Annotated in this window: 24 protein-coding genes; 7 read left to right on the forward strand and 17 right to left on the reverse strand. The window is 65.0% G+C overall.

From position 1 onward, the window contains the following. Positions 1 to 10 precede the first annotated feature (10 nt). The 5 genes from ABNP31_RS21935 to ABNP31_RS21955 form a co-directional block, all read right to left on the reverse strand. Positions 11 to 805 carry an SDR family NAD(P)-dependent oxidoreductase gene (locus ABNP31_RS21935; protein WP_350012753.1) on the reverse strand — a complete coding sequence of 265 codons (795 nt, stop codon included), beginning with the start codon at positions 803 to 805 and terminating at the stop codon, positions 11 to 13. Between the two features lie 140 nt (positions 806 to 945). Beyond that, positions 946 to 2397: an efflux transporter outer membrane subunit gene (locus ABNP31_RS21940; protein WP_085664422.1), complete on the reverse strand. Its 1452-nt coding sequence runs from the start codon at positions 2395 to 2397 to the stop codon at positions 946 to 948. Beyond that, positions 2394 to 3455, reverse strand: coding sequence for an HlyD family secretion protein (locus ABNP31_RS21945; protein ID WP_075046296.1), 1062 nt, complete (start codon positions 3453 to 3455; stop codon positions 2394 to 2396). Before ABNP31_RS21945 ends, ABNP31_RS21940 begins: the two co-directional genes overlap by 4 nt. A gap of 28 nt (positions 3456 to 3483) precedes the next feature. Beyond that, a complete protein-coding gene (locus ABNP31_RS21950; protein ID WP_085664423.1) occupies positions 3484 to 5025 on the reverse strand; it encodes an MFS transporter in 1542 nt (513 codons plus the stop codon). Between the two features lie 226 nt (positions 5026 to 5251). Beyond that, entirely contained in the window at positions 5252 to 6160 is a 909-nt protein-coding gene (locus ABNP31_RS21955; protein ID WP_015271755.1) for a LysR family transcriptional regulator, read from the reverse strand. Between the two features lie 271 nt (positions 6161 to 6431). On the opposite strand from ABNP31_RS21955, the gene ABNP31_RS21960 reads away from it, so the two are divergent. Next, complete coding sequence (locus tag ABNP31_RS21960) at positions 6432 to 6881, forward strand: universal stress protein (RefSeq protein WP_085664424.1); 450 nt, start codon at positions 6432 to 6434, stop codon at positions 6879 to 6881. A 105-nt stretch (positions 6882 to 6986) separates the two neighbouring features. Here the strand turns inward: ABNP31_RS21960 and ABNP31_RS21965 are convergent, their stop codons facing one another. Genes ABNP31_RS21965 through ABNP31_RS21980 form a run of 4 tightly spaced genes read right to left on the reverse strand, consistent with a single transcriptional unit; the run spans position 6987 to position 11766 of the window. Further along, entirely contained in the window at positions 6987 to 7847 is an 861-nt protein-coding gene (locus ABNP31_RS21965; RefSeq protein ID WP_025340596.1) for an efflux RND transporter periplasmic adaptor subunit, read from the reverse strand. 10 nt (positions 7848 to 7857) lie between these two features. Then, a complete protein-coding gene (locus ABNP31_RS21970; protein WP_008097766.1) occupies positions 7858 to 8058 on the reverse strand; it encodes a DUF1656 domain-containing protein in 201 nt (66 codons plus the stop codon). Between the two features lie 4 nt (positions 8059 to 8062). Next, the gene (locus ABNP31_RS21975) at positions 8063 to 10240 is read right to left on the reverse strand and encodes an FUSC family protein (RefSeq protein ID WP_025340597.1); all 2178 of its coding nucleotides are present in this window, start codon (positions 10238 to 10240) and stop codon (positions 8063 to 8065) included. Continuing rightward, positions 10237 to 11766, reverse strand: coding sequence for an efflux transporter outer membrane subunit (locus ABNP31_RS21980; RefSeq protein ID WP_085664425.1), 1530 nt, complete (start codon positions 11764 to 11766; stop codon positions 10237 to 10239). The genes ABNP31_RS21975 and ABNP31_RS21980 overlap by 4 nt, the downstream gene beginning before the upstream one ends. A 191-nt stretch (positions 11767 to 11957) precedes the next feature. Between ABNP31_RS21980 and ABNP31_RS21985 the strand changes: the two genes are divergently transcribed. Both ABNP31_RS21985 and ABNP31_RS21990 read left to right on the forward strand, forming a co-directional pair. Then, a complete protein-coding gene (locus tag ABNP31_RS21985) occupies positions 11958 to 12905 on the forward strand; it encodes a LysR family transcriptional regulator (protein ID WP_013974172.1) in 948 nt (315 codons plus the stop codon). A 179-nt stretch (positions 12906 to 13084) separates the two neighbouring features. Continuing rightward, on the forward strand, positions 13085 to 14059 hold the full coding sequence (locus tag ABNP31_RS21990) for a 2-hydroxyacid dehydrogenase (protein WP_085664426.1): 975 nt from the start codon (positions 13085 to 13087) through the stop codon (positions 14057 to 14059). A gap of 134 nt (positions 14060 to 14193) precedes the next feature. Here the strand turns inward: ABNP31_RS21990 and ABNP31_RS21995 are convergent, their stop codons facing one another. Further along, on the reverse strand, positions 14194 to 15096 hold the full coding sequence (locus ABNP31_RS21995) for a DMT family transporter (RefSeq protein WP_350012754.1): 903 nt from the start codon (positions 15094 to 15096) through the stop codon (positions 14194 to 14196). 264 nt (positions 15097 to 15360) lie between these two features. On the opposite strand from ABNP31_RS21995, the gene ABNP31_RS22000 reads away from it, so the two are divergent. Next, positions 15361 to 16236, forward strand: coding sequence for a helix-turn-helix domain-containing protein (locus tag ABNP31_RS22000; protein WP_075046302.1), 876 nt, complete (start codon positions 15361 to 15363; stop codon positions 16234 to 16236). Positions 16237 to 16326: 90 nt separating this feature from the next. Here the strand turns inward: ABNP31_RS22000 and ABNP31_RS22005 are convergent, their stop codons facing one another. The 6 genes from ABNP31_RS22005 to ABNP31_RS22030 form a co-directional block, all read right to left on the reverse strand. After that, on the reverse strand, positions 16327 to 18717 hold the full coding sequence (locus tag ABNP31_RS22005) for a TonB-dependent siderophore receptor (protein ID WP_350012755.1): 2391 nt from the start codon (positions 18715 to 18717) through the stop codon (positions 16327 to 16329). Between the two features lie 218 nt (positions 18718 to 18935). Continuing rightward, the gene (locus ABNP31_RS22010) at positions 18936 to 19919 is read right to left on the reverse strand and encodes a FecR family protein (protein WP_238066914.1); all 984 of its coding nucleotides are present in this window, start codon (positions 19917 to 19919) and stop codon (positions 18936 to 18938) included. Further along, positions 19916 to 20473, reverse strand: a complete 558-nt coding sequence (locus ABNP31_RS22015; protein WP_176240884.1) for an RNA polymerase sigma factor — start codon at positions 20471 to 20473, stop codon at positions 19916 to 19918. Before ABNP31_RS22015 ends, ABNP31_RS22010 begins: the two co-directional genes overlap by 4 nt. Before the next feature lie 22 nt (positions 20474 to 20495). Beyond that, positions 20496 to 20822, reverse strand: coding sequence for a DUF3325 domain-containing protein (locus ABNP31_RS22020; RefSeq protein WP_350012756.1), 327 nt, complete (start codon positions 20820 to 20822; stop codon positions 20496 to 20498). Beyond that, complete coding sequence (locus tag ABNP31_RS22025) at positions 20822 to 22399, reverse strand: PepSY-associated TM helix domain-containing protein (protein WP_085664430.1); 1578 nt, start codon at positions 22397 to 22399, stop codon at positions 20822 to 20824. The genes ABNP31_RS22020 and ABNP31_RS22025 overlap by 1 nt, the downstream gene beginning before the upstream one ends. Then, positions 22396 to 22701: a DUF3649 domain-containing protein gene (locus tag ABNP31_RS22030; protein WP_085664431.1), complete on the reverse strand. Its 306-nt coding sequence runs from the start codon at positions 22699 to 22701 to the stop codon at positions 22396 to 22398. The genes ABNP31_RS22025 and ABNP31_RS22030 overlap by 4 nt, the downstream gene beginning before the upstream one ends. Before the next feature lie 232 nt (positions 22702 to 22933). Between ABNP31_RS22030 and ABNP31_RS22035 the strand changes: the two genes are divergently transcribed. Together ABNP31_RS22035 and ABNP31_RS22040 are read left to right on the forward strand one after the other, a co-directional pair. After that, positions 22934 to 23281 (forward strand): HPF/RaiA family ribosome-associated protein, encoded by a 348-nt coding sequence (locus ABNP31_RS22035; RefSeq protein ID WP_003260689.1) that lies wholly within the window; start codon positions 22934 to 22936, stop codon positions 23279 to 23281. Between the two features lie 120 nt (positions 23282 to 23401). Further along, a complete protein-coding gene (locus ABNP31_RS22040; protein ID WP_025340607.1) occupies positions 23402 to 23692 on the forward strand; it encodes a DUF3509 domain-containing protein in 291 nt (96 codons plus the stop codon). 3 nt (positions 23693 to 23695) lie between these two features. Here ABNP31_RS22040 and ABNP31_RS22045 read toward each other — a convergent pair whose 3' ends face one another. After that, the gene (locus ABNP31_RS22045) at positions 23696 to 24166 is read right to left on the reverse strand and encodes a phosphate-starvation-inducible protein PsiE (RefSeq protein ID WP_085614327.1); all 471 of its coding nucleotides are present in this window, start codon (positions 24164 to 24166) and stop codon (positions 23696 to 23698) included. A gap of 585 nt (positions 24167 to 24751) precedes the next feature. Here ABNP31_RS22045 and ABNP31_RS22050 point away from each other — a divergent pair. After that, a complete protein-coding gene (locus ABNP31_RS22050) occupies positions 24752 to 25015 on the forward strand; it encodes a YebG family protein (RefSeq protein ID WP_085664434.1) in 264 nt (87 codons plus the stop codon). Positions 25016 to 25050: the final 35 nt, after the last annotated feature.

Raw genomic sequence — 25050 nt, forward strand, 5'->3', positions numbered from 1 at the left:
CAGTAACGAATCAGGCAATGGAACGCAGCACCCCGCCATCCACTCGCAAGGCAGCCCCAGTAGTGGCACTGGCCTGCATCGATGCCAGGTACACCACCATGTTCGCCACCTCCTCCACCGTCGCCAGCCGCTTGATCAGCGAGGTCGGCCGGTGCTCAGCCAGGAAGTTGGCTTCCAGCTCTTCAGTCGATACCCCCTGCTCCTCGGCCAGCTTGGCAAAGAAGTCGCCCACACCTTCCGAACGCGTAGGCCCAGGCAGCACCGAATTCACCGTCACCCCGGTGCCGGCCAGGGTCTCGGCCAGCCCGCGCGACACCGCCAGCAACGCAGTCTTGGTCATGCCGTAATGAATCATCTCGGTCGGGATCTGCAGCGCCGACTCACTGGACAGAAACACCACCCGCCCCCATTTGCGCTCGGCCATGCCTTGGGCATAGTGGCGCGACAGGCGAACGGCGCTGAGCACATTGACGTCGAAGAAACGCTGCCAGTCCTCATCCGCGATCTCGAAGAACGGCTTGGGCTCGAAGATGCCCAGGTTGTTGACCAGGATGTCGGTGTGCGGCACCTGGTTGAACAACTTCTGCGCACCGGCCTGGGTGCCCAGGTCGGCAGCGATGCCGATGATGCGCGCCTGCGGCAGGCGTTCGCGCACAACTTTGAGGGCTTCGTCGACCCGAGCCTGGGTGCGACCGTTGAGGACCACTTCGGCCCCCGCCTCGGCCAGGCCAATGGCGATGGACAGGCCGATGCCCGCGGTGGAGCCGCTGACGATGGCGCGCTTGCCGTTCAGGGAAATGTGCATCTGTGCCTCCTCGGTAATCAGGACAATTGCCGGGGCTGCTTTGCAGCCCATCGCGACACAAGGCCGCTCCTACATGCGGACGCGATCTCCTGTAGGAGCGGCCTTGTGTCGCGATGGGCCGCAAAGCGGCCCCAAAAAAATCACACTTTCTTCACAGGCTGCTCATCAAACGCCTGCCAGCCACCACCCAGGGCCTTGTACAGCCCCACCAACGCCTGCGACACCGCCGCCGAACTGTCGATCCACTGCTCCTCGCTGGCCAGCAAGGCACCCTGCACAGTCAGCACATTGAGAAAGTCCACCGCCCCTTCCACATACTGGCGCTGGGCAGTTTCCAGGGCGATGCGGTTCTGCCGCACCGCCTCGGCCAGGTGGTCGCGGCGCAGCTGGCTGGCGTTGTACAGGCGTAGCACATCGTCGATTTCATGCCAGGCACCCAGCACCACCTTGCGGTAGTTCAGCGCCGCTTCCTGCTGCTGCGCCTCGCGCAGTTCCAGGGTGCCCTTGAGCCGGCCACCCTCGAAGATCGGCAGCGACAGCTGCGGCCCGAAGGCGAACCGGCGTGAATCCCAGGCGCCGAAATCGGACAGCTGCATGGCCTGGAACCCGACACTGCCCGACAGCCGGATGCTGGGGTAGAAGTCGGCCTTGGCCACGCCAATGCTGGCAGTGGCGGCATGCAGGCGGGCCTCGGCCTGGCGAATGTCCGGGCGGCGCTCGGCCAGTTCGGACGGCAGGCCAATGGCGAACTTCTGCTGCGGCGCAGGCAGTTCGCCGCCCTGCAGCAACTCGGCCTGCAGGCTGCGCGGCGGTTCGGCGGCGAGCAGGCTGAGAGCGTTGATCAGGTCATCGCGCCGCGCTTCCAGGCTTGGCAGGCGCGACTCGATCGAGGCGACCTGTGCACTGGCCTGGGCCACATCCAGGCGCGTGGCGACACCTTCGGCCTGGCGGTTTTCGGACAACTTCAGACTGTGCTGGGCGACCTTGAGGTTGTCGCGGGTCACATCGATGGTGTGCTGCACGGCGCGCAGCTGGATGTAGTTGCCGGCGGTTTCCGAAAGCAATGCCAGCAGCACGCCGCGGCGGTCGTTCTCGGCCACTTCGACCGTGGCATCGGCAGCCTCGACCTGGCGCCGCACACGGCCCCACAGGTCCAGCTCCCAACCGGCCACCAGGTCGCCCTGCCAGAGGTTGAAGGCTTCCTTGCCCGCCTTGCCGGACGGGTCACTCAGGCCTTCGGCACTGTTGCGCGAGCGGCTGTAGCCAGCGTTCACGTCCACCGACGGTACTTCGTCGGCAGCCACGGTGCTGCGCAGGGCGCGGCTTTGCAGCAGGCGGGCACTGGCCATCTGCAGGTCGAGGTTGCGCTCGGCAACACGCTGGATCAAGGCACTCAGGCGGGCATCGTGGAAGCTCTCCCACCAGCGCAGTTCCAGCGGTTCGGCCTGCGGCTGGCTGGCCGCCGCCTCACCTTGCAGCGGCGCCCACTGTTGCGGTGCCTGGCTGTCAGGGCGCTGGAAGTCCGGCCCCAGGGTGCAGCCAGCCATCAATACGGCCAGCAGCAACGGGCTCAAGCGTAATGCCGGTTTCATCGTGCGCTTACCTCTTTGCCGTCCAGCTTGTCGCCACGGGTGTCGATGGTCGCTTCCACCGACATGCCCACGCGCAGGCGGGCAAGCAGCGGCTGGCCGTCATCGAAAACGATCTTCACCGGGATGCGCTGCACCACCTTGGTGAAGTTGCCGGTAGCGTTGTCCGGCTTGACCGCGGCGAAGGTCACGCCGGTGGCCGGGGCGATGCTTTCCACATGGCCTTGCAGCTTCTCACCGGCAAAGGTGTCGACGCTGATGCTCACGGCCTGGCCAGGCTGTACGTGGGTCAGCTGGGTTTCCTGGAAGTTGCCGACCACGTAGGCCTGCTGCAACGGCACCACCGACAGCAGGCGGGCTCCCGGGTTGACGTAGGCACCGACACGCAAGGCGCGCTCGCCGACCATGCCGTCCACCGGCGCGGTGATGCGGGTGTAGGACAGATCGAGCTGGGCCTTTTCCAGCCCTGCCTCGGCCCGCTTCAGTTGGCCGTCGGCACTGGCTACCTGAGCGGTAAGGATATCCACCTGCTTGCGCGCCGCTACCAGCGCCGCCTGGGCATTGGCCAGGCGTGCGCGGGCCTGGTCGACCCCGCTGCGCGCCTGCTGGGCGTTCTGCACGGTGCCGGCACCCTGCTCGGCCAGGCGGCTGTAGCGGTTGACCTCATGGTCGGCGAACGCAGCTTCGGCCTGGGCCGCTTTCACTGCGGCCTCAGCCTGGGCAATCAGCGACGCCTGGCGCTCGAGGGTGGCACGGGCATCGGCGCTTTGCGCCTGGGCCACCAGCAACTGCGCCTGCGCGGCATCCAGCGCGGCCTGGTAGTCACGGGCATCGATGGTCGCCAGCAACTGGCCGGCCTTGACCTGCTGGTTGTCCTCCACCAGCACCTCCTTGATGAAGCCGGCGATCTTCGGCGCGACCACGGTGTAGTCGGCGATCACATAGGCATCATTGGTGCTCTGGCGGTGGTCACTGCCGAACATCCAGGGGCCAGCGATGCCGGCCAGGACGGCCACGGCAAGCACCGAGCCGATGAACAGGGTTTTGCGGTTGTTGGTCATTTCAGTGGTTCTCGAATTCATCCAGGGTTCAGGCCACCGCGCGCGGCGGATAGACCCGGGTAGGCACGAAAGGAATCAGGCAGATCAGGGCCACGGCAATGCAGGCCATGACCAGGTAGAGGTCGGCCGAGGTCAGCACCAGCGCCTGGTCGTGGATGCGCCTGGCCAAGCCGGCTGCGTTACCGTCGACCAGCGGGGCGTTGCCCAGGCTGTCCACCAGGTGGTTGGAATGGAAGTGCCGGCGCAGGGTGCCAAGGGCGTCCAGCAGGCCACCGGCGATAACCGCGGCCAGGCCCTTGACGGTATTGAACCAGCTGGAGGCGAACGGGCCTTCCTGCGGGGTCATGCCGTTGGTGGACAGCATCAGCAGCGGCAGCACTGCCATTGGCTGGCCGAACACCTGCAGCAGGTAGAACGGGTAGAAGTCGCCACGGATCCACTCGCTGGTCAGCAGGCTGCTGCCGACACAGGACACCGCCAGCATCGCCAGGCCGATGCCCAGCACCCAACGGCAGTCCACCGCGCGGATGTTGCACAGCGCCGCCGTCAGTGGCAGGGCGATCAGCTGCGGCATGGCCACCAGCATCATCAGCGGGCTGGTCTGCGCCGGGCGGTAGCCCTGGATCTGCGCCAGGTAGGCCGACGGAATGCTACCAACACCCGAGAGCACGATCAGCACACCGGCCAGGGTCACCAGGGCGAAACTCAGGTTGCGCCGTGACAGCATGCGCAACTGGAAGAACGGCAGCGGCTCGGACCATTCGTTGTACATGAACAGCACCAGCAACAGCAGGCCACCGCCGAGCAGCCAGCAGATCAGCGGCGAATCGAACCAGCCCCAGCGGTCACCCAGCGACAGGCCCAGCACGATGCAGCTGATGGCGGGCAGGCCGAGCAGCACGCCGCGCCAGTCGAACTGCTTGAAGCGCTCCAGGCGCAGTGGGTCCTGCGGCAGGCCCCAACCGACGCAGAACATGGCCAGCAGCGAGGGCAGGATGATCTGCCAGAACGCCCACTGCCAACCGACATATTCGGTCCACAGCCCTGCCAGCGGCGTGCCGAGGTTGGGGCCGAAGGTGGCGGTGAGGGCATAGCAGGCCAGGCCATAGACCTTGATGCCCGGTGGCAGGAAGCGCAGGGCCACGCTCATCAACATCGGCGGCAAGGCGCCAGAGGCGAAGCCCTGGAGCACACGCAGCAGCATCAGGCTGTGCAGGTTGGGGGCGAACGGTTGCAGCAGGCCGAGCACGGCGAACAGGCCGATGGCGCTCATCGTGAAGCGCCGCAGCGAGAACGTGGTGGCCAGCCATGGCGCGAAGGCCATGGCCGAGACCGAGGCGGCGCTGTAGACCGCCAGCAGCCAGGCGCCTTCGTCGGCACCGATGCCCATGGCCCCACGGATATCGGCCAGGGAGATCTTGGTCACCGACTCGTTGAGGCCCGCGCACAACACGGCCAGCAGCACACCGAACAGACCGACCACTACCTGCAGGCCGAACGCAGTCTGCGCAGGCGCGGCCGGCGCGGGGGCGGCGGCAATCGCGGCAGACGGGGCGGACAGGGAACTCATGGGCAGACATCTCCAGCAACAAATTTGCGACTGGAGCAAGTCTAAGAAGGTCGAATGCTGACGAAAACTGACTTATCGGTAGGTTTATGTTGCGTCAGGCGCAATCCACTTCGAAACCGAGTCGCCTGCTTCGCGGGCGCGCCCGCTCCCACAGAAAAATCACAGGGCCTGAGGGCTGTGGTGTACCTGTGGGAGCGGGCATGCCCGCGAAGAAGCCAACCCGGAATCAAGGGTCGACACTGCAGCAAGCCTTCAGGGTCTGCCGCAACCACCGATGTGCCGGGTCATTGTGAAACCGTGGGTGCCATGCCTGCAGCACGGTCACTCGCTCCAGCGGCACCGGAATCTCGAACGAGCGCAGCGGCAGCCCGAGCTTGTGCACGCTGTTGAGGATGTTGGCCGGCATCGGCAGGATCAGGTCGGAATCCGGCAGCGAGAACAGCGCCGAGTGAAAACTCGGGGTAATCAGCGCCACCCGCCGCTGCACCTTGAAGTTGGCCAGTTCCACATCGATCGGCCCATTGGCTCGCCCACGGCGGGACACGCTGATCTGTGGATAACTGGCAAAACTGTGCGCCGTGATCGGCTGCTCGAAAATCGGGTGGTCGCGCCGTGCCAGGCCCACGTAGTAGGTCTGGAACAGGCTCTGCACCTTGATCTCCGGCCCCAGGTCCACGGTCGAGCTGATGATCAGGTCGGTACGCCCGTCGCGCAGCACGCTGTCATCATCGCCGCCGGGGCTTTCCGGCACGAAGCGCAGCACCGTGCGCGGTGCCTGTTCGTGCATGCGCCGCAGCAACTGGGCACCGTACAGGGCGATGAACAGGTCGTTGGTGCGGATGTTGAAGGCCCGGTCAAGCTTGGGCAGGTCGACCTCGTCGCCACTGCGGAACACCTCGCCGGCCTGCTCCACCAACGCCGCCACCTGCTCGCGCAGGGCCAGCGCCCGCGGCGTCGGCACCAGGCCGCGACCGGCGCGCACCAGGATCGGGTCACCCAACGCATCGCGGATACGCCCCAGGGTCCGGCTCATCGCCGCCGGGCTGAGGTTCATGCGCTGCGCCGCGCCGACCACGCTGCCCTCGTCGAGCAGGGCATCGAGGGCGACGAGCAGGTTCATGTCCGGGAGTTGCATGGCCGTTTTCCGTTACAGCTGTGGGGGATGGCGATGGTAGCAGGTTGCTGGATTGCACCAGACGCAATGCGCTCGTGCGTGGTGGGGCATTTATCCTGAGGGTGGATTGAGCCAAGAATGAGGAATGGCAGGTTCGGCCTCTTCGCGGGTAAACCCGCTCCCACAGTGACTGCACAGGCTTTGAATACTGTGGCGCACCTGTGGGAGCGGGTTTACCCGCGAAGAGGCCAGAACAGACAACCCCTTAGCCAGCCTGAAACAAGGATTCCACATGCCCAGCCCCGTCCTGATCGCCATCGACGCCTCCCCTGCATCCACCGCCCTGCTCACCCTCGCCCGCCGCTACTGCCGCCCCGGCGACCACGAACTGCATGTGCTGCTGGCCATCGACTCTACCTTCGCCGTCCACGACCAACCCGCGCCTTACACCGCAGAAGAACTGGAAGAATACCCTGCCGCCTGCGAAGAGCAGCACCAGGCCGACCAGGCCGTGGCCGAGGCGGTGCGCGAGTTGCAGCAAGCCGGCTTCGCCAGCCGGGGCTGCATGGTGGCCGGGCAGCCGGTCGAGGCGATCGTGGCCAAGGCGCAGGAACTGAATTGTGAACTGATCATCATGGGCCACCGCCACCTGTCGCGGCTGGGGCGGATGCTGGACCCGTCGATCAGCGCGAAGGTGATTGATCGAGTGAAGGTGCCAGTGTTGGTAGGGGCAGCGAGCTAACTGCACCGCTCCCACAGGATTTGCGCCAGCCCCAAGAGCAGCGCATCACTTGTGGGAGCGGGCAAGCCCGCGAAGAGGCCAGTAGCTGCACTACCTCACCCCGGATCATCCCTCGCTCGGCTTCACCACCACCGTACAAGTCGTCCCCGCCGCCAGCAAAAACCCGTCCGGCACTTCATCGATATGAATGCGCACCGGCACCCGCTGCGCCAGCCGCACCCAGTTGAAAGTCGGGTTCACATCGGCGATCAACTCGCGGCTCTGTGGGTTGTCGCGGTCGTAGATGCCGCGGGCGATGCTCTCCACATGGCCCTTGATGCGCTCGCCGCTCATCATCTGCAGCTCGGCCTGGTCACCCACCTTCACGTGCGGCAGCTTGGTCTCCTCGAAGAACCCGTATACCCAGAACGAGTTCTCGTCGACCACCGCCATCACCGCTTCACCGGTACGTGCATAGTCACCCTTGTGGATATTCAGGTTGGTCACGTAGCCGTCCACCGTGGCCACGATATGCGTGCGCTTGAGGTTCAGTTCGGCGGCGGCCAGTTCGGCAAGGGCCTGCTGGTAGTCCGCCTGGGCGGAGTTGGCGATGTTGCTGGCGTCGTCGCGGTTTTCCTTGGAGATCACCAGGTTGTCCATGTCGGCACGGCGCTTGGCGTTGACCTTGCGCATCTCCCAGGTGGCCTTGCGCGAAGCGACCAGCGCCTTGGCCTGGTCGACCGCCAGTTGGTAGTGCTCGGGGTCGATCTGGATCAGCAGGTCGCCCTTCTTCACCCGCTGGTTGTCCTTGACCGGCACGTCCACCACATAGCCAGGCACGTCGGCAGCGACGTTGATGATGTCGGCACGCACACGGCCGTCGCGGGTCCATGGCGTGGTCATGTAGTGCAGCCACAACTGGCGACCGATCACCACGGCAGCGGCAAGCACCAACAGGGTGGCGATCAGGCTGAAGAACTTTTTCATCGAAGGATTCTCACCAGTAGAGCGACAGCGCCAAAGCGCCGAACAGGCAGACGAACAGGCTCAGGCGCAGCAGCGCCGGGTGCCAGAAGAAGCGGTAGCCATCATGGCTGGCAATGAACCGGTCCAGGCCCCAGGCCAGGCCCAGGGCGAACAGGAACATCAAGGTCATGGTGGGCATGTACACGCCATGGAAAGCGATTTCACGGGGCATGGTTTCACGGAGCATCGTGCAGTCCTTTCGCCGGTGCCAACGGCGACTGTGGGTCGAGCAGGGAAGAACGGATGAAGTGCAGGTAGCTTTGCGCGCGGCGCAGCACCGAGGTGTCGAAGTGGCGGGCGAAGGGCTCGTCGGTGGCCTGCACGCGGGCGATGGCATGGTCCACCGCCACCAGCGCGCGTTCGTGGTTGCTGGCGCTGGGCTGCAGGAACAGCCGGGCCAGGGCACGGCCCATCACGCGGATCGCCTGGCGCCAGGGCTGCGACTCGGCGTAGGCCGGGTGCACCGGCGCACGGGCCTGTTCCTTGCGCAGCTCGATGATGGCGTGGCCGATTTCCAGCACGGTGAACATCCAGCCCATCAACTGGCTCTGTACCTGCGGCTTGCCGGCTGCCAGGCCATAGGCCTGGTGCAGCAGGTCACGGGTGCGGCTCTCGAAGGCGGTGCCGATGCCGCGCAGGCGGCCGCTGATGGCGAACAGCACCTGCTCGCGCAGTTCCTGCTCCAGGCGGCTCCACAGCCAGCGGCTGTTGGGCGGCAGGATGATCGCCCCGGCAGCGGCACAGACGAACATGCCGATGACCATGCCGATGTAGTCGTTGATGAAGGTGTATGGGTCATACACGGTGAGGTTGTTCGGCACCGAGCCGATGGCGAAGAACACCAGCAGGCCGATGCCGTAGCCGGCATAGGCCGGCCGTGACGAAAGGAACGCGCCCAGCACGAACACTGGTGCCAGGACCATGCACAGCAGCGGGAAACCGTCGATCCAGGGGAACACGAAGAAGGTTTCGAAGAAGCCGACGAAGGCACCAATCGCCGTGCCGCAGGCCATCTGGAACGACATGCGCTTGGGGTTCGGCGAGGCTGCCGACAGGCCCACGGTGACGGTGGCGATCAGGGTCATCATGGCGCCGCTGGGCCAGTCGCTGAACAGCCAGTAGCTGCCCAGCAGCAACAGCACCGCCGAGGCGCGCACACCGGCGGCCAACGATACCAGCCAGCTGGTCTGCGCCACGTAGGGCTCGTCCCACTGCTCGCGTTCGTGCCGGTGCGCGGCCAGCGAGGCGTGGGTTTCGGCGTAGCCGTACATCTCGTCGACGAAGCGGTAGAGCAGCTCGAAGGCGGTGTGGAAGTCGAGCAGGTCGGACTCGCTCGGCTCGGTTGCCAGGTACTCGGCGCGCAGGCCGCGCACCTGTGCCTGCAAGCCTTCCTTGTAGGCGGCCAGCTCCAGGGTCAGGCGCAGCGCATCGGCGTCGGTCAGCGCCCGGCCCACGTAGGGCTGCAACAGCTCCACCAGGGTGTTCAGGCCCGGCTCGATGGCGCCGACGATCTGCAGCGGGCCGCGGGCGCGCAGGCGCTCCAGCAACCGGTGCAGGGCATTGAAGCGTGTGGTGATGGCCATGAACTCGCTGTTCATGCGCACCAGGCGACCAGAGCGCCGGCGCATGTGCGGGTCTTCGAAGGCGGTGACGTTGCGCAGGCTCTCGAGGCCCACTGCTTCAGCGACGAAGCGCACGTTGCTGCTCTCGAAGCGGTCCCGCTGGCTTTCGCCGCGCAGGGCCTCGACCACCACCCCGGCGAACACGCCAAAGCGCTGGTACAGGGCGTTGCGCATGGCGGCACTGGCCGACTGCGGCAGGATCGCGGCGCTGACGAAGGTCGACACCAGAATGCCCAGGGCGATTTCCAGCACCCGCCATACCGCCGCCATGAACGCCTGGTCAGGGTGCTCCAGCACCGGCAGGCCGATCATCGCCGCGGTGTAGCCGGCCAGCACGAAGCCATAGGCGCGGAAGGTGCGGTAGCGCATGGCACCGGCCGAGCACAGGCCTACCCACAGGGCCAGGCTGGGCAGGAACAGCTCGGTGTTCTGCGGGAATATGGCGATCAGCGCCACCATCATCGCCGAGCCGGCCAGGGTGCCGAGCACCCGGTAGAAGCTCTTGGCGAACACATGCCCGCTTTGCGGCTGCATGACGATGAACACGGTGATCATCGCCGTGCGCGGTTGCGGCAACTCCAGGCGCATGGCCAGCCACAGGGTGATGAACGCAGCGGCCAGCACCTTGAAGATATACACCCAGGTCACCCCGTCGGTGCGCGCCCAGGCAAAGAAGCCCCGGCGCCATTCCAGGCTCTGCAGCCAGCGCACGGGCAAACTGGAAGTGCTCATTCGGCGTTATCCGGCTTCTTGTCGAAAATGGCCAGGGTGGCCGGGGTTTTCGGTGCGGCCTGGCGCTCCTCTTTCGGCACGTCCTGGCCAGCCTGCAAGCCGCCGCCCAGGGCAGTGACCAGCTCGGCATGGGCAATCAGGCGGGCAGCCTGCACCTGCTGTTGCACCTGCTGCTGGCGGAACAGCAAGGTCTGGGCGTTGAGCACGTTGAGGTAGTCGGTAAGGCCACGCTGGAAAGCGACCATGGCGATGTCGTAGGTTTTCTGCGCGGCCGCGACCGACTCGGCGGCGAAGTGCGACTGCTCCTTCATCGACTCACGGCGAATCAGCTGGTCGGAGATGTTCTTCAGCGCACCGACCACAGTCTGGTTGTAGCGCGCCACGGCCACGTCATAGCCCGCCGAGGCCACGCCCAGCTGCGAGCGCAGCCGGCCACCGTCGAAGATCGGCAGGCTGATGGCCGGGCCGACGTTGTAGTTGAACTTGCGCCCGGTAAGGAATTCCAGCGGGCCACCGCCGGTTGCCATGAAGCCAAGGCTGCCGACCAGGTCGACGTTGGGGAAGAAGCCGGCGTGAGCGACATCGATGCCCCGCGCCTGGGCGGCCACCTGCCAACGGCTGGCGACCACGTCGGGGCGCTGGCCGACCAGTTCGGCCGGCAGGTTCGACGGCAGCTTCAGCGGCGCGGCCAGGGCCAGGCTCGGGCGCTGCAACTGCGCGCCCTCCCCCGGGCCCTTGCCGGCCAGGGCGGCCAGCTGGTTGCGGGCCAGGGCAATTTCTTCGTCCAGGCTGTCGAGCTGGCGGTGGGTTTCCGGCAACGGCGCTTCGGCCTGGCTGACTTCGAAGTGAGTGCCGATGCCGGCATCCAGGCGGCGCTTGGCCAGGGCCAGGATCTGCTCCTGCTGTTCCAGCTCGGCCTTGACGATATCGCGCTGGGCGAAGTGCAGGCTCAGCTGGATGTAGGCGCGCACCACGTTGTTCTGCAGCTCCAGTTGCGCCTGGCGGGCTTCGGCCACGCTCATGTGCGCCTGGTCCACGGCCTGCTCGCTGGCGTTGCGTTCGCGGCCCCACAGGTCGAGTGCATAGCTGAAGCCAATGGCGGCGTTGTTGTCCCAGGTATTGGCGCCGGACAGCGCGCCCGGGCCGTAGAACTGGTCTTCAGGCCAGTTGTGGCGCTTGAGCGTGGCCTGGCCGTTGGCCTGGAGTTTTTCCGCCGACTCGACCACGCCAGCCATGGCCTTGGCTTCGCGTACCCGCGCCGCAGCCATGGCCAGGCTCGGGCTGCCGGCCACGGCCAGGGCAACCCAGCGGTCCAGCTGTGGGTCGCCATAGGCGTGCCACCACTGCTGGTCGGGCCAGTGGGCGTCGGTCGCGGCTTCGCGTATGGCCGCGTCGGTGGTCAGGGTGTTGGCTTGCAGCGTCTTGCTTTGCGGGGCAATGCCCCAGGTTCCGATACAGCCGCTCAAGGTGAGGGCAAGGGCACAGGCACTGAACGCACAGAGCGTTCTGATGATGCGACGCGGCACAGCTGCGATTTCCCGAGGAAGAGGTGAAGGGGCCGGGCAATTCTAGGGGGCGGCAGCACTGGCGATAAGCGTGGATTCCTGCGAATCTTTGTTACCAAAACAGCGATAATCCGCCTTTGGTCGAAGGCAACTTTTCATCTCTTTTACGTTACTTCGTGACACAATTTTGTCCTCTACATCGAGAGTGACCCATGGACACCCTGCAAAACATGCGTGCTTTCAGTTGCGTAGCCCAACTCGGCAGCTTTACCGCTGCCGCCGGGCAACTGGATACGACCACCGCGAACGTGTCGCGGGCGGTCTCCAACCTGGAAGCCCATCTGCAAACAAGGCTGCTCAATCGCACCACCCGCCGCATTGCGCTGACCGAAGCCGGCAAGCGCTACCTGATGCGTTGCGAACAGATTCTTACCTATGTCGAAGAAGCCGAGGCCGAGGCCAGCGACGCCCATGCCCGCCCGGCCGGGCAATTGAAGGTGCACTCGATGACCGGGGTCGGTCAGCACTTCGTGGTCGACGCCATCGCCCGCTACCGCGAATCGCACCCGGACGTGACCTTCGACCTGACCATGGCCAACCGCGTGCCAGACCTGCTCGACGAGGGCTATGACGTGTCCATCGTGCTGGCCACCGAACTGCCCGACTCGGGGTTCGTGTCCCAGCGCCTGGGCATCACCTACAGCATCGTCTGCGCCTCGCCCGCCTACATCGCCCGCCACGGCGTTGCGCACAAGCCTGCCGACCTGCTCAAGCACGCCTGCCTGCGCATGGTCAGCCCGGTGATCCCGTTGGAGAAATGGCTGTTCGACGGGCCGGAAGGCCAGGAGATGGTCAACATCACCAGCTCGCCGTTCATGGTCAATACTGCCGATGCCATGAAGACCGCCATCCGCAGCGGCATGGGCGTGGGCGTGCTGCCGATCTATTCGGCCATCGACGGCCTGCGCGATGGCAGCCTGGTACGGGTGCTGCCCGAGTACCGGCTGCAGGAGCTGAACCTGTACGCCATCTACCCGTCGCGGCAGTACCTGGATGCCAAGATCAAGACCTGGGTGGAGTACCTGCGCAACTCGCTGCCGGAGATTCTGGCAGCCCATGAGGCGGACCTGAAAACCCATCAGGTGATGATCGCCAACTAAAAAGCTGCTGCATTGCGAGGTCGGACAATGGTAGGTTGCTAACCATCGCCGGCCTCTTCGCGGGTAAACCCGCTCCCACAGGCACACCACTGCCTTCCAGGCCTGTGCAATACCTGTGGGAGCGGGTTCACCCGCGAAGAAACCACCACCGCCCCACCGCCTTGCAGAGAAGTTGTCCGATGAAAAAGACCGTCCTGGCCTTCAGCCGTATCACCCCGGCCATGGCCGAACGCCTGCAGCAAGACTTCAACGTGATCGTGCCGAACCCCAAGCTCGGCGACATCAATGCCCAGTTCAATGAAGCCCTGCCCGAGGCCCATGGCCTGATCGGCGTTGGCCGCAAGCTCGGCCGGGCGCAGCTTGAAGGGGCAGCCAGGCTGGAGGTGGTATCCAGCGTGTCGGTCGGCTACGACAACTACGACCTGGACTACTTCAACGAACGCGGCATCGCCCTGACCAACACCCCCGACGTGCTGACCGAAAGCACCGCCGACCTGGGTTTCTCGCTGATCATGGGCTGCGCCCGCCGCACCGCCGAGCTGGATGCCTGGACCAAGGCCGGCAACTGGCAGGCCACCGTAGGCCCGGCCCACTTCGGTAGCGATGTGCACGGCAAGACCCTGGGTATCGTCGGCATGGGCAACATCGGTGCCGCCATTGCCCGTCGCGGCCGGTTCGGTTTCAACATGCCGGTCATCTATTCCGGCAACAGCCGCAAGAGCGCGCTGGAGCAAGAGCTGGGCGCGCAGTTCCGCAGCCTGGAACAACTGCTGGCCGAAGCCGACTTTGTCTGCATCGTGGTGCCGTTGTCCGATGCCACCCGCAAGCTGATCGGTGCGCGTGAGTTGCAACTGATGAAGCCGAGCGCGTTCCTGATCAACATCGCCCGCGGGCCGGTGGTGGACGAGGCGGCGCTGATCGAGGCACTGCAGAACGGCACCATTCGCGGTGCGGGCCTGGACGTGTACGAGAAAGAGCCGCTGAGCGATTCGCCGCTGTTCAAGCTGCCCAATGCCCTGACCTTGCCGCACGTTGGCTCGGCCACTGCCGAAACCCGCGAGGCCATGGCCAACCGGGCAATCGACAACCTGCGCGCGGCGCTGCTGGGTGAGCGGCCGCGAGACTTGGTGAACCCGCAGGTGTGGAAGGGCTGATAGCCCTCTACTGCCTGCACCGGCCCTTTCGCGGGTAAACCCGCTCCCACAGGTATTGCAAAGGCTCTGAGGGCTGTGGGGTACCTGTGGGAGCGGGTTTACCCGCGAAGAGGCCGGCGCAGGCAACCCATTACCTATTTGGCCACCACAACACCCTCAGCCACCCTGGCCTTGGGCTTGCGAAACACCAGCACATTCCCCGCCATCACCGCCACCAGCCCCAACAAGGCCGGCGCTGTCCACTGATACCCCTCGGCCACCGCCGACACGTTCAACGCCACCAACGGGAACAGCACCGTGCAGTACGCTGCCCGCTCCGGCCCCATGCGCCCGACCAGGGTCAGGTAGGCGGTAAAGGCGATCACCGAGCCCGGCACCACCAGGTACAGCAACGAGCCGATGTACCGCAGGTTCCACTCCATGCTGAATGGCACGCCGCTGACCACGCAGAACACTGCCAGCATCACCGCCCCGTAGACCATGCCCCAGGCATTGGTGGTCATGGGTTTGAGCCCGGCCTTCTGCTGCATGCTCGACAGCATGTTGCCGGCCGAGAAGCACAGCGTGCCGAGCAGGGCCAGGCCAAGGCCGTACAGGGTTTCGCGGCTGGCCGAGTGGTGGGACAGCTCGGGCCAGAACAGCAGCCCCAGGCCAAGTAGCCCCAAGGCGCCGCCGCCGAGCACGTTGCTGGCGATCTTCTGGCCGAAGAAGATCCGCGCGTTGAGTGCGTTCCACAGGGTGGCGGTGGAGAACACCACGGCGATCAGGCCGCTGGCAATCCACTGGCTGGCGCTGAGGAAGCAGATGAAGTTGACGCAGAACAGGCACAGGCCCTGGGCCAGACAGATCTGGTGGCCACGCCGGTTCATTGGCTGCAGGCGGCGGGTGAGCAGCAGGAAGGCGAACAGGATCAGCCCGGCCAGGGCGAAGCGGTAGACGATCGAGACCGGAATGGCGACCACGCCCAGCTGGAGTTTCAGGGCGATCCAGGTGGTGCCCCAGATCAGGACGGTTAGCAGGTAGAGTGACAGGTTCATGGCGGCGGTTCCTTGGGCCTTTCAGGATCGGTGCCCGGCGCTTCGCGGCTAAAGCCGCTCCCACAGGGACCGCGCTGCTCTCGAGGCTGGCGCGGTCCCTGTGGGAGCGGGTTCACCCGCGAATCGAGGGCGCAGCCCTCGCCGAGGCATTTCAGTGTTCTCCTGTCGAACACCCACGCGCTTGCACAAACTTGCGCATTTGTCCCGCTGGTAGCTGTAAGCCAGCCCAAGGCGCAGTAGGATGGCTGGCAAGAGGAACCGCCCATGACGCCACTCACCCAGCTGCAAGTGTTCAACGCCATGCACGCCTCGCCCCACGCCCGGCTGGAGCTGAGCGCGCACCTGGGCGACGGGCTGGCGGCGGCGTTGTGGAGCAACCGCGACGATGCCCGCGATTACCAGGCACCGAGCCATCACACCCTGTCGTGCTACATCGCCGACGGCACCGGCACCTTTCGCCGCCAGCGCCCCGGCGACAAAGGGGCGCCCGACAAGCTGTGCGTGATGCCCGCCGGGCAGGAATCGAACTGGGTGGTCAATGGCGCGATCCGCCTGGCGCACCTGTATGTCAGCGAGGCGCAATTCGCCCTGGGCTGCGTGCGCCTGCTTGACCGTGAACCGCGTGAGCTGCAACTGCAGGAAGCGACCTTTCTCGATGACCCGCAGCAGGCCAAGCGCTTTCGCCAGCTGATAACCCTGGACTGGGATGAACCTGGCGAACGCTTGCTGGCCAGCAGCCTGGCGCACGAGATCGTCGACCATGCGCTGCTCAACCAGGTCGGGCTGCGCCAGGGCCTGCGCCTGAAAGGCGGGCTGGCACCGAGCCTGCGCCGGCAAATGGTCGACTACATCGAAGCGCATCTCGACCAGCCCATCACCCTGGGTGAACTGGCCTTGCGCTGCAACCTGTCCGAATACCACTTTGCGCGCATGTTCCGCGCCAGTTTCGGGCTGCCGCCGCACCAGTACCTGCTGGCCCGGCGGCTGCACCGGGCCTGCCAGCTGTTGCGGCTGGGGTTGATGCCTTTGGGGGAGATTGCCCTGTTGTGCGGGTTTGCCAGTGCCAGCCATTTCAGCAACCGGTTCCGCCAGGCGGTCGGTGCAACGCCTGGCGAATACCGTTCGGCCATTCGCGGCTAAAGCCGCTCCCACAGGGACCGCGCCACCCTCAAGGGCAGTGCACTACCTGTGGGAGCGGCTTTAGCCGCGAAGAGGCCGGTACAGGCTGGCCTAGAACTCGAAGGTACTGGACAAGCTCACCTGCCGCGCATCGCCAATGGCCACAAAGTACTGGTTCACCGCCGAGCTGTAGTAAACCTTGTCGAACAGGTTCTTCACGTTCAGTTGCAACAGCACCTTGTGCTCGTCGAGCCTGGTCTCGTAGCTGGCAAAGGCATCGGCCACGGTATAGGACGGCAGGTCGAAGGTGTTGGTCGGGTTGCCAGCGCGCTCGCCCACGTATCGCGCCCCCGCGCCAATGCGCAGGCGATCGCCGCCGAACAGGCTGCCATAGTCATACACCGCCGACAGCGAACCACTGTGGCGGGCCACGTTCTGCAGGCGGTTGCCCTTGAGGTCCGGGTCCTTGGTCACTTGCGCATCGGTGAAGGCGTAGCTGCCGATCAGGCTCCAGCGCTCACTCAACTGGCCGGTCAGGTCCAGCTCGACACCCCGTGAGCTGACCTCTCCAGCATTGCTGTACACCGTTTCGCGCGTACTGGTATCAAAGTTGGAAACCAGCACGTTGCGCTTGGTGATGTCGAACAACGCCAGGGTTCCGGTAAGGCGGCCTGGCATGTCGAGCTTGGCGCCCAGCTCCCACGATTTGCCCTCCTCCGGCGCCACCGACGAGTCAAGCACCACATTGCCGACCAGCGGCGCGATGGTGGAGTTGGGCTTGAACGACTCGCTATAGCTGCCATAAAACGACAGCTGCTCGTCCACCTTGTAGACGATACCTGCATGCGGCACCCACGCCTGGCCATTGATGTCGGTGTTGGCCTTGAACGGGCGGCCGCGGCCAGCGTATTGGTCGAACTGCTGGAAGCGCGCACCGGCCACCAGGATCCAGTGATCATCCAGGTGCAGCGCGTCCTGCACGAACAACGCGTCGGTGCGTAGCTTGTCGGTCTGGTCGCTGTCACTGGCTTTGACGGTGGTGCCCTCCACTTCCTGCCCGTAGATCGGGTTCATGTAGTTGAAGGTAGATTGGGCGCTCTGCCGGATCAGGTCGCCACGAAAGACCTTGCGGTCTTCATGATCGACACCGAACAGCAGGTCGTTCTGCATCCCGGCCAGGTGCACATTGCCGGCCAGGCTCAGGGTGGCGAACTGGTCACGGCTCATGGCGTTGTGGGTGCCGTCGATGCTGCGCGACAGCGTGCCGCTTTTTTCATTCACGCCGGTCACCCGCACCTGGCTGGCATCATAGGTTTCGCGGTTGAAGCTGTAGCCGAAGTGCAGCTTCCAGTCATCGGCCAGTTGGTGGTCGACTTCCAGTCGGTACAGGTCGGAACGCCCCTCCATGTCGTTGAAGGGCTCGTCCAGGCGCCGCGTGGCTGGGATATCCAGCGGGTGGCCGTTGTTGCCGAACGCCGTGCCACGGTCGAAGGGGTAGAGAAATTCGCGGTGCTCGTAGGCCAGTACCACCTGGGTGTCTTCGCCCAGCCAGGCCAGCGACGGCGCTACCAGCGATTCGCGGTGCACGCCGTAGTTGCGCCAGTAGTCTTCATCTTCGTGGTCGACGATCAGGCGATAGGCGAAGTTGCTGTCGCCGAGCGCGCCGGTGCTGTCGAACCCGCCACCGCTGCCGTTCTTGCCGCTGCCGTAGGTCGACCCGCGCACGGTCAGGGCGTTGTACTGCTCGAGTTGCGGGCGCTTGCTGACCACGTTGATGACCCCGCCCGGGTCCTGGATGCCGTACAGCAGCGAGGCCGGGCCCTTGAGCACTTCGACCCGCTCGGTGCTGGCGTTGAGGCTGCGGCCCTGCACGATGGGCATGCCATCGCGCATGATCGAGCCGTCGCGGTTGTCGCCGAAGCCGCGCTTCATCACCGTGTCGGAGGTGCCACCGAAATTGTTGCCCTGGGTGATGCCGCTGACATTGGCCAGGGCGTCATCGAGGTTGCGCGGGGCCTGGTCACGGATGACCTGGGCCGGCACCACGTTGATGGCTTGGGGGATGTCCTGGCTAGGGCCCTGCCCGCGCATGATCGAGGCGGTAGCCGGGGGCTGGTAACTGTAGTCGTCCAGTTGCGAGGTCACGGTGATGGCCTGCAGGTTGAGGGCGCCGGAGGTGTCCACTGCTTCGAGGGTGAGCGTGCGTGCATCGACGCGGCGCCAGGCCAGCCCGGTAGTGCCCAGCAGCTGTTGCAGGGCCTGTTCGGCGCTGAACCTGCCGTTCAGCGCCGGCGCCTGCACGCCAGGCAGTTCCAGGGTGTAGATCACACTCTGGCCGGTGGTGCGGCTGAAGGCGCCAAGTGCCTGGGCAAGGGGTTGCGCTGGCTGGGCGAAGGCATACGCCTGCTGCTGCTCGGCGGCACAGGCCAGGGGGGCGACAGCGAATGCCGGGAGCGCGGAAAGGCCGAGCCAGAGAGGGACGCAACGCGGGGTGAACTTCATGGACGCTGACCTGTGAGAGGGATATGACTGCGAATGAATCGCACTTCCACTCATTACACGGATGCCACGTCCTGTTACCTCACCCGCTATCTGAAAATATTTTTGCCTGTGCGGGCCTCTTCGCGGGTGAACCCGCTCCCACAGGTACTGCACAGGATTTGAAACTTGCGCCCTTCCTGTGGGAGCGGGTTCACCCGCGAAGAGGCCCGCACAGGCGACTACCGGATCAGGGTCAACCGCCCCAGCACTGTCTGCCGCGAAAAGCCCATCACCTTGCCCAGCGAATCCAGCGCCAGCAACGGCTCGGCCACGGGAAAACTGCCACTGACCTTGCGCTGCCCCAACTCATCATCGAGCAACAGGATGCGCCCCGGGTAATAACGCCCCAGGTCCTCGACCACCTGCGCCAGCGGCACCTGGTAGTAATTCAGCCAGCCCTGGCGCCAGGCCAGGCGGTTGTCGCTGTCCACCGTCAGGGTGTCGCCGACTCGGCCGGCAGCGTAGGCCGCCTGCTGGTTGGCCGTCAGTTCACGCGCTGCGGTGCCCGGTGCCGGGCTCACCGCCACGCGCCCGCTGCGTACCGTGACCTGGGCGCCCTCGCCCTGCTCGCGCACTTCGAACTGAGTGCCAAGCACGCGCACCTCGCCGCCGGCAGCTTCCACCACGAACGGCGTGCCGGTATGCGTGACCTGGAAGAACGCCGCACCATGCAACAACCGCACGCGGCGCTCGCCCTGCACAAAATCGACTGCAATCGCGCTCCCCGCATCCAGCGTCACCTGCGACTGGTCGGCCAAGGTCACCTGGCGAACTTGACCAGCACTGCTGTAGTCGGCCTGCAGGTCCTGCAGCCACAGGGCAGGGTGCCAACCACCGGCAACGCCCACGGCCAGTACCAGGCACGCAGCCACCGCCAGCGCCGCGACCCGCTGCCGCCAGGGGTGCCTGGCCGGTGGCCTGGCCATCGCATCCAGGTAACGTTGCAGGCTTGCCTGTTCTTCAGCGGCCAGGCGCGCCGCCGGGGCGGCGCTGTTCTGCCACAGCGCCTGGGCCTGGGCGTAGGCCTCGCGGTGCCCAGGGTCGGCCAACAGCCAGCGCTTGAACGCCGTGCCCTCGGCTTGCGCAGGCTGCTCGTTGATGCGGCTGAGCCATTGCAGTGCAGCCCGGGACTGCGCCTCGGTGATCGGCGGTAAACGGCTCATCGACGGGCACTCCCTGGCCGGCGTGGGGTGGACGCGGGCTCGGCAACACTCGCCTTGCACGCTTCGAGGGCGCGCATCATATGCTTTTCCACAGCACTCTGGGACAGTTGCATGGCCTTGGCGATCTCGCCGTACTTGCAGCCGTGGATACGGTTGAGCAGGAAGATCTGCCGGGTGCGCTCGGGCAAGGCGCGCAAGGCAGCGTCGATGCGCTGCAAGTCGTGATCGACCTCGACGGCCTGCTCCGGGGCCTGGGCCATGGCCGCTTCATCCAGCGGCAGCACAGCTTCGGCCACGCGCTCGCGGCTGCCTTCGCTGCGCAGGTGGTCGATGGCCAGGTTGCCGGCGCAACGCAGCAGATAGGTGTCCAGCGCCTCGACCTCGACCTCGGGGCGACGCCAGAAGCGCAGGAACAGTTCCTGGACCAGATCCGATGCGGTGGCCCGGCAGCCGACCCGGCGGCTCACCAGGGCCTCCATGCGTGCCCGCTGGGCCTGGAACACCTGGACGAAGCGCGCACGCCCACCGCCGCTTTCGGCATCCGCCTCGATCATGTCGCCCGGCTCGCTCACCTGATCACTCGGCGAACACGGCCAGCAACGGCCCCAGCACCACGCTGGCGGCGGCCAGGCCCAGCAACAGGCGGGGCTGGTATGGCAGGCCGAACACCCACAGGGTCACCCCGGCCATCATCACTGCGGTCCACTCCACCAGGCCATGGGCCCAGCCACGCAGGTGCACGCTGAGCACCAGCGACAGCACCAGCAACAGCCAGCCGGTGCTGCGCAACAGGCGCAACTGCCCGGGGCGCGGCTTGCGCCCGAGCAGGTCGACGAAGTGCTTCTCCATGGCCAGGCACAGGGCAACGAAGCCGGCGTAAGCGATCAGTGCATTACCCAGCATCAGCTCGCCTCCGCCGTTTCAGTGCTCGGCTTCTTTGCTGCACGCGGGGCACGCTTGGCCACAGGTTTCGGGCTGTGCAACATCTTGCCGGCCAACCAGGCCAGGAACAGGCCGGTGCCCAGCGCTGTCAGGTCGAAGCCGGCCATGGCCCAATCACCCGCCGACAGCGAATGGTTCAGGCCCTGGCCGGTGGTCAGGCCGTTGAGCAGCGGCAGCAAGGCGAAGGCCAGCGCGCCCAGCGCCAGTTGCTCGCCCCATGCCCGGCGCCCGCTGCGCAGCACAGCGTGCACCAGCGACAGGCCCCAGGCGCTGAAGAAGGCGTTGACCTCCCAATCGGCCCGGCCGTCGACACCCATCGGGATCAGGCGGTTGGCCCAGAAGAAGCCCGCCACGGCCAGCAACAGGCCGCTCATGCTGGCGATATTGAGCACCTCGACCAGGCGCAGTTCGCCCGGCAGGCGTTCGCTCCTGGCATGCTTGAGCTGGCGCTTGCCCAGCCACATCACCAGCCCGGTGCCGATTACCGCGGTACCGGCCACGCCAAAGAAGAAGTACAGCCAGCGCAGCCAGGGCCCGGCGAAATTGCCCATGTGCAGGCCGGCAAAGCTGAAGGCGGTCATCATTGCCCCGCTCTCCGGCTTACCCTGGCTCAACAGCACACCGCTGGCGCCATCGAAGGTCCAATTGGCGCTGCGCCGATAGGCCACATGGTCGGCCGCGGACTGGGTGAAGGTAACGCGGGCATTGCTGTCGCCGGCATTTTCCACCTGGATACGGCCGATACGCGCGCCCGGTTGCAGGTCCTGCACCTTGGCGTACAGGCTCGGCAACGGTAACAGCGGCGCGGCCACATGGGCCGCCTTGGGCGCATCGTTACGGCCGAACAGGTCGTTGAAGTACTTGCCGGTGTCATTGCCGTAGCTGGCCATGATGCCTGCCGGCATCACCATGTACATGAACAGCACCAGGCTGCTGTAGCTGATCATCAGGTGGAACGGCAGCACCAGCACGCCAATGGCGTTGTGCCCGTCCAGCCAGGAACGCTGGCCCTTGCCAGGGCGGAAGGTGAAGAACTCCTTGAAGATCTTCTTGTGGGTGATGATGCCGGTGACCAGCCCCAACAGCATGATGAAGGCGCAGAACGTCGACAGCCAGCGGCCGAAGGGGTATGGCATCTGCAGCTGGAAGTGAAAGCGGTAGAAGAACTCGCCACCGCGACTGTCGCGTGCCTCCACCGGCTGGCCGGTCTGGGTATCGAGGGTCTTGGTGACGAAGCCGCGTGGCCCGCCATTGGGGTCGCGATAACCCACGCTCAAGGCGGCCTCGCGTGCGTTGGGCATGCGGATCAGCCAGGTGCCCGAATGCCCGGCGTTGTCCTGCAGGTACCGCTGGGCCACCTCCAGGCTATGGGTCGGGTCCAGTGCATGGCTGCGCACTTCCGGCTGCGACCAGTGGGTGATTTCTTCCTTGAAATACGACAGCGTGCCGGTAAGGAAGATGGCGAACAACAGCCAGCCGAAGATCAGGCCGGTCCAGGTGTGCAGCCAGGCCATGGCTTGGCGGAAGCCTTCTTTCATGGGGTTTTCATCCAGTAGGCCAACCCGCTGATCACCCCCAGCAGCACGCTTGGCGCCAGCACGCCCAGCCAGGCGCGCAAAGCGCTGCGGCAGGCGAAGCACCAGATGAACGCCAGCAGGTAGAAGACGAATGACAGCAGCAGGCCGGTGAGCGTGGCATCGACCTGTGACAGCGGCGCTAGCAGGGTGATGCAGACGCTGGCCACGGACGCCAGCAGGTAGCCGCCCAGCAGCGCGGCCAGGCTGCGTGAAGTCACGGCCAGGCGATAGCTGAGCGAGAGACCGGCGGTTTTGCGCGTCATGGCGAAGGTCCGGGCGTTTTCGGGCCTGCAATAATAATGATTTCAATTCTCATAAGCAAAGGCCGAGCGATGAGCCGCCTGCCGCCCTGAATGCAACAAGAAATTTATTTTCGAAAAGGGCTTGAATTCGTTTCGCCGTTGCCTGACCTTAGAGTCAAGAGGCGCAGAAATTCCAAGGGTCTCAAAGGCCTAGGCGCGTCTCCATGCGAGCAAGCTGAATAAGGATTGAATCATGCAAATCCAGGTCAACAGCAGCAACCATTTCGAAGGCAACGCCCGGCTCGACCAGTGGGTCCGCAGCACACTGCAGAACTCGCTGGAACGTTACGAAGACGACCTCACCCGCATCGAGGTTCACCTGCGCGACGAGAACGGCGCCAAGCCCGGACCGCATGACAAACGCTGCCAGATGGAGGCTCGCCCCAAAGGCCACCAACCGATTTCCGTGACCCACACCGCCACTTCGCTGGACCAGGCGGTCGATGGTGCCGCCACCAAGCTCAACCACGCGCTGGAACACTTCTACGGCAAGCTGCGCAGCAAGCGCGGAGCCCTGGAACTGAGTGATCCGGACGCCTGATCGGCAATGCAAACGCCCGGCCTGATGCCGGGCGTTTTCGTTTGTATCGATCGATGGCGCTGAACCAACAGGTAATTTCCCCGGTCAACTTCTGCACTCATTCACCGCAGAAGCATGACCATGAACAACCCATTCGAACGAATCAGTGCTGCATTCGCCCCCGAATACCGGGTCAACCTGAGCATTGCAAACCTCGACGGCAGCATCATGCTGACCCTGTCCGACGACGCTGGCGTGGTCGCCAAGCGCCTCATCACCCAGGCCCAGCGCAATGACCCGGTACGCCTGCAGCGGGTGATCGACAGCATCCGCCTGGGCCTGGCCATCGAACACAGCCAGAACCCTCTGCAGGTGCTGGCCGCGCTGACCCGTGACGCCCGCCACGAGCCGCGCCATTTCATCGCCAACTGAGAGCTACTTGCCCTCCTCCACTTCCTTGCCGTTGGCATCCAGCGCCTTGGTCGAGGGGTAGCGGTACGAAGCGTAACGCACCACCAGGATCGCGAACGCCAGCAACAGGATGCCACCGCACACGTACAACAGCCCGACGTCCGGCGCCTTGTGGTGCGAGACGTCGCCGATCAGCAGGCGGGTCAGCGCGGTGATTGCCACGTACAGCAGGAAGCGGATCGGCATGTGGTTGGTCTTGAAGTAGATACCGACCATCGCCCCCAGCTCCAGGTAGATGAACAGCAGCAGGATGTCATCGACACTGACCCCGCCCTTGCCGAGCATGTCCAGGAACGTCATCACTGCCGCATAGGCGGTGATCGCGCCAATGCCGAACAGCGCCAGGTAATGGAATGCCTCGACGCACAGGTTGCCCAGCGAGTCGGCCGAGCCGTGCAGGCCCTTGCGCAGCTTTTCTGCCCATTTGATGTTCACGATGTTCCATTCCCCGATACGTCTTGAAGGATGATGCGTCACCGGCGTGACGCTTGTGCCATGCAGTTAAAAGGCCAGGCCCCTGCCTTGGAAGGCGACCGATTGCCGCAAGACACCTTGAGGCGTGGCAAGTTGCCAGAAGCGAGCAGCCACCGTGGTGCATCAGCCCTTGCTACTGCAGCCCAAATCGCCGGCTTCGATCCTGATGATGACCTCAATGCATGAGCTGGAGACGTTGCGGGCTTTGCTTGAGTCGGCACTGGTTCAGGTGCAGATGCCCGCTGAAACTCGGACTTTGCACTGAGGTTTGGGTGTTGCGTTGTCTGGGCTGGCCTCTTCGCGGGTAAACCCGCTCCCACAGGATCTCCACAGGCCTTGAGGTAGATGCCGTACCTGTGGGAGCGGGTTCACCCGCGAAAGGGCCCGGATGGCCAAGGCGCTGATGGATGATGCTGAGTTGGGCATGAAGCAGTATGCCCTCTGCACCACGCTACAATTTCTGCTTGCGAAGCAATCAACATTGCCATTACTGTATATAGATACAGTAAATCGAAACGCAACCAGCAAAAGGCATAGAGGTGATGAATGGCCGTCGAAGTGGTGTACCGCAGCAGCCGCGACCCGGAGCGCTTGTTCATGGATAAGGCCGAAGCAGACCGTCACGACAAGATGCTCGAACTGGCCGAGCGCCTGGCCGAAGTACTGCACAAGGCAGTGCCCTCGCTGAGCGAGAAACAGGTCGAGGAAGCCGGTATCTACATGGCCAAGAACCGCGATGTGTTCGCCCGGGCGTTCAAGAGCCAGCCGGATGCGCTGGCCGAGTTGCTCGAAGGGCCAGCGGCCGAGTAATTGCCTGCACTGGCGGCTTCTGCAGGTACGGCACA

The organism is Pseudomonas asiatica (assembly GCF_040214835.1).
Classification (GTDB): Bacteria; Pseudomonadota; Gammaproteobacteria; order Pseudomonadales; family Pseudomonadaceae; genus Aquipseudomonas; species Aquipseudomonas putida_Z.

Bases quoted from the DNA above. Each gene is read 5' to 3' on its own strand.
- ABNP31_RS21995 (WP_350012754.1), bottom strand. From the start codon at position 15,096: ATGAACCTGTCACTCTACCTGCTAACCGTCCTGATCTGGGGCACCACC.
- ABNP31_RS22025 (WP_085664430.1), bottom strand. From the start codon at position 22,399: ATGAAAGAAGGCTTCCGCCAAGCCATGGCCTGGCTGCACACCTGGACC.
- ABNP31_RS21970 (WP_008097766.1), bottom strand. From the start codon at position 8,058: ATGCCCCGTGAAATCGCTTTCCATGGCGTGTACATGCCCACCATGACC.
- ABNP31_RS22040 (WP_025340607.1), top strand. From the start codon at position 23,402: ATGAACAACCCATTCGAACGAATCAGTGCTGCATTCGCCCCCGAATAC.
- ABNP31_RS21965 (WP_025340596.1), bottom strand. From the start codon at position 7,847: ATGAAAAAGTTCTTCAGCCTGATCGCCACCCTGTTGGTGCTTGCCGCT.
- ABNP31_RS21985 (WP_013974172.1), top strand. From the start codon at position 11,958: ATGGACACCCTGCAAAACATGCGTGCTTTCAGTTGCGTAGCCCAACTC.
- ABNP31_RS21945 (WP_075046296.1), bottom strand. From the start codon at position 3,455: ATGACCAACAACCGCAAAACCCTGTTCATCGGCTCGGTGCTTGCCGTG.
- ABNP31_RS22015 (WP_176240884.1), bottom strand. From the start codon at position 20,473: ATGATCGAGGCGGATGCCGAAAGCGGCGGTGGGCGTGCGCGCTTCGTC.
- ABNP31_RS21935 (WP_350012753.1), bottom strand. From the start codon at position 805: ATGCACATTTCCCTGAACGGCAAGCGCGCCATCGTCAGCGGCTCCACC.
- ABNP31_RS22000 (WP_075046302.1), top strand. From the start codon at position 15,361: ATGACGCCACTCACCCAGCTGCAAGTGTTCAACGCCATGCACGCCTCG.
- ABNP31_RS21940 (WP_085664422.1), bottom strand. From the start codon at position 2,397: ATGAAACCGGCATTACGCTTGAGCCCGTTGCTGCTGGCCGTATTGATG.
- ABNP31_RS21990 (WP_085664426.1), top strand. From the start codon at position 13,085: ATGAAAAAGACCGTCCTGGCCTTCAGCCGTATCACCCCGGCCATGGCC.
- ABNP31_RS21960 (WP_085664424.1), top strand. From the start codon at position 6,432: ATGCCCAGCCCCGTCCTGATCGCCATCGACGCCTCCCCTGCATCCACC.
- ABNP31_RS22010 (WP_238066914.1), bottom strand. From the start codon at position 19,919: ATGAGCCGTTTACCGCCGATCACCGAGGCGCAGTCCCGGGCTGCACTG.
- ABNP31_RS21975 (WP_025340597.1), bottom strand. From the start codon at position 10,240: ATGAGCACTTCCAGTTTGCCCGTGCGCTGGCTGCAGAGCCTGGAATGG.
- ABNP31_RS22030 (WP_085664431.1), bottom strand. From the start codon at position 22,701: ATGACGCGCAAAACCGCCGGTCTCTCGCTCAGCTATCGCCTGGCCGTG.
- ABNP31_RS22005 (WP_350012755.1), bottom strand. From the start codon at position 18,717: ATGAAGTTCACCCCGCGTTGCGTCCCTCTCTGGCTCGGCCTTTCCGCG.
- ABNP31_RS22050 (WP_085664434.1), top strand. From the start codon at position 24,752: ATGGCCGTCGAAGTGGTGTACCGCAGCAGCCGCGACCCGGAGCGCTTG.
- ABNP31_RS21950 (WP_085664423.1), bottom strand. From the start codon at position 5,025: ATGAGTTCCCTGTCCGCCCCGTCTGCCGCGATTGCCGCCGCCCCCGCG.
- ABNP31_RS22035 (WP_003260689.1), top strand. From the start codon at position 22,934: ATGCAAATCCAGGTCAACAGCAGCAACCATTTCGAAGGCAACGCCCGG.
- ABNP31_RS22020 (WP_350012756.1), bottom strand. From the start codon at position 20,822: ATGCTGGGTAATGCACTGATCGCTTACGCCGGCTTCGTTGCCCTGTGC.
- ABNP31_RS21955 (WP_015271755.1), bottom strand. From the start codon at position 6,160: ATGCAACTCCCGGACATGAACCTGCTCGTCGCCCTCGATGCCCTGCTC.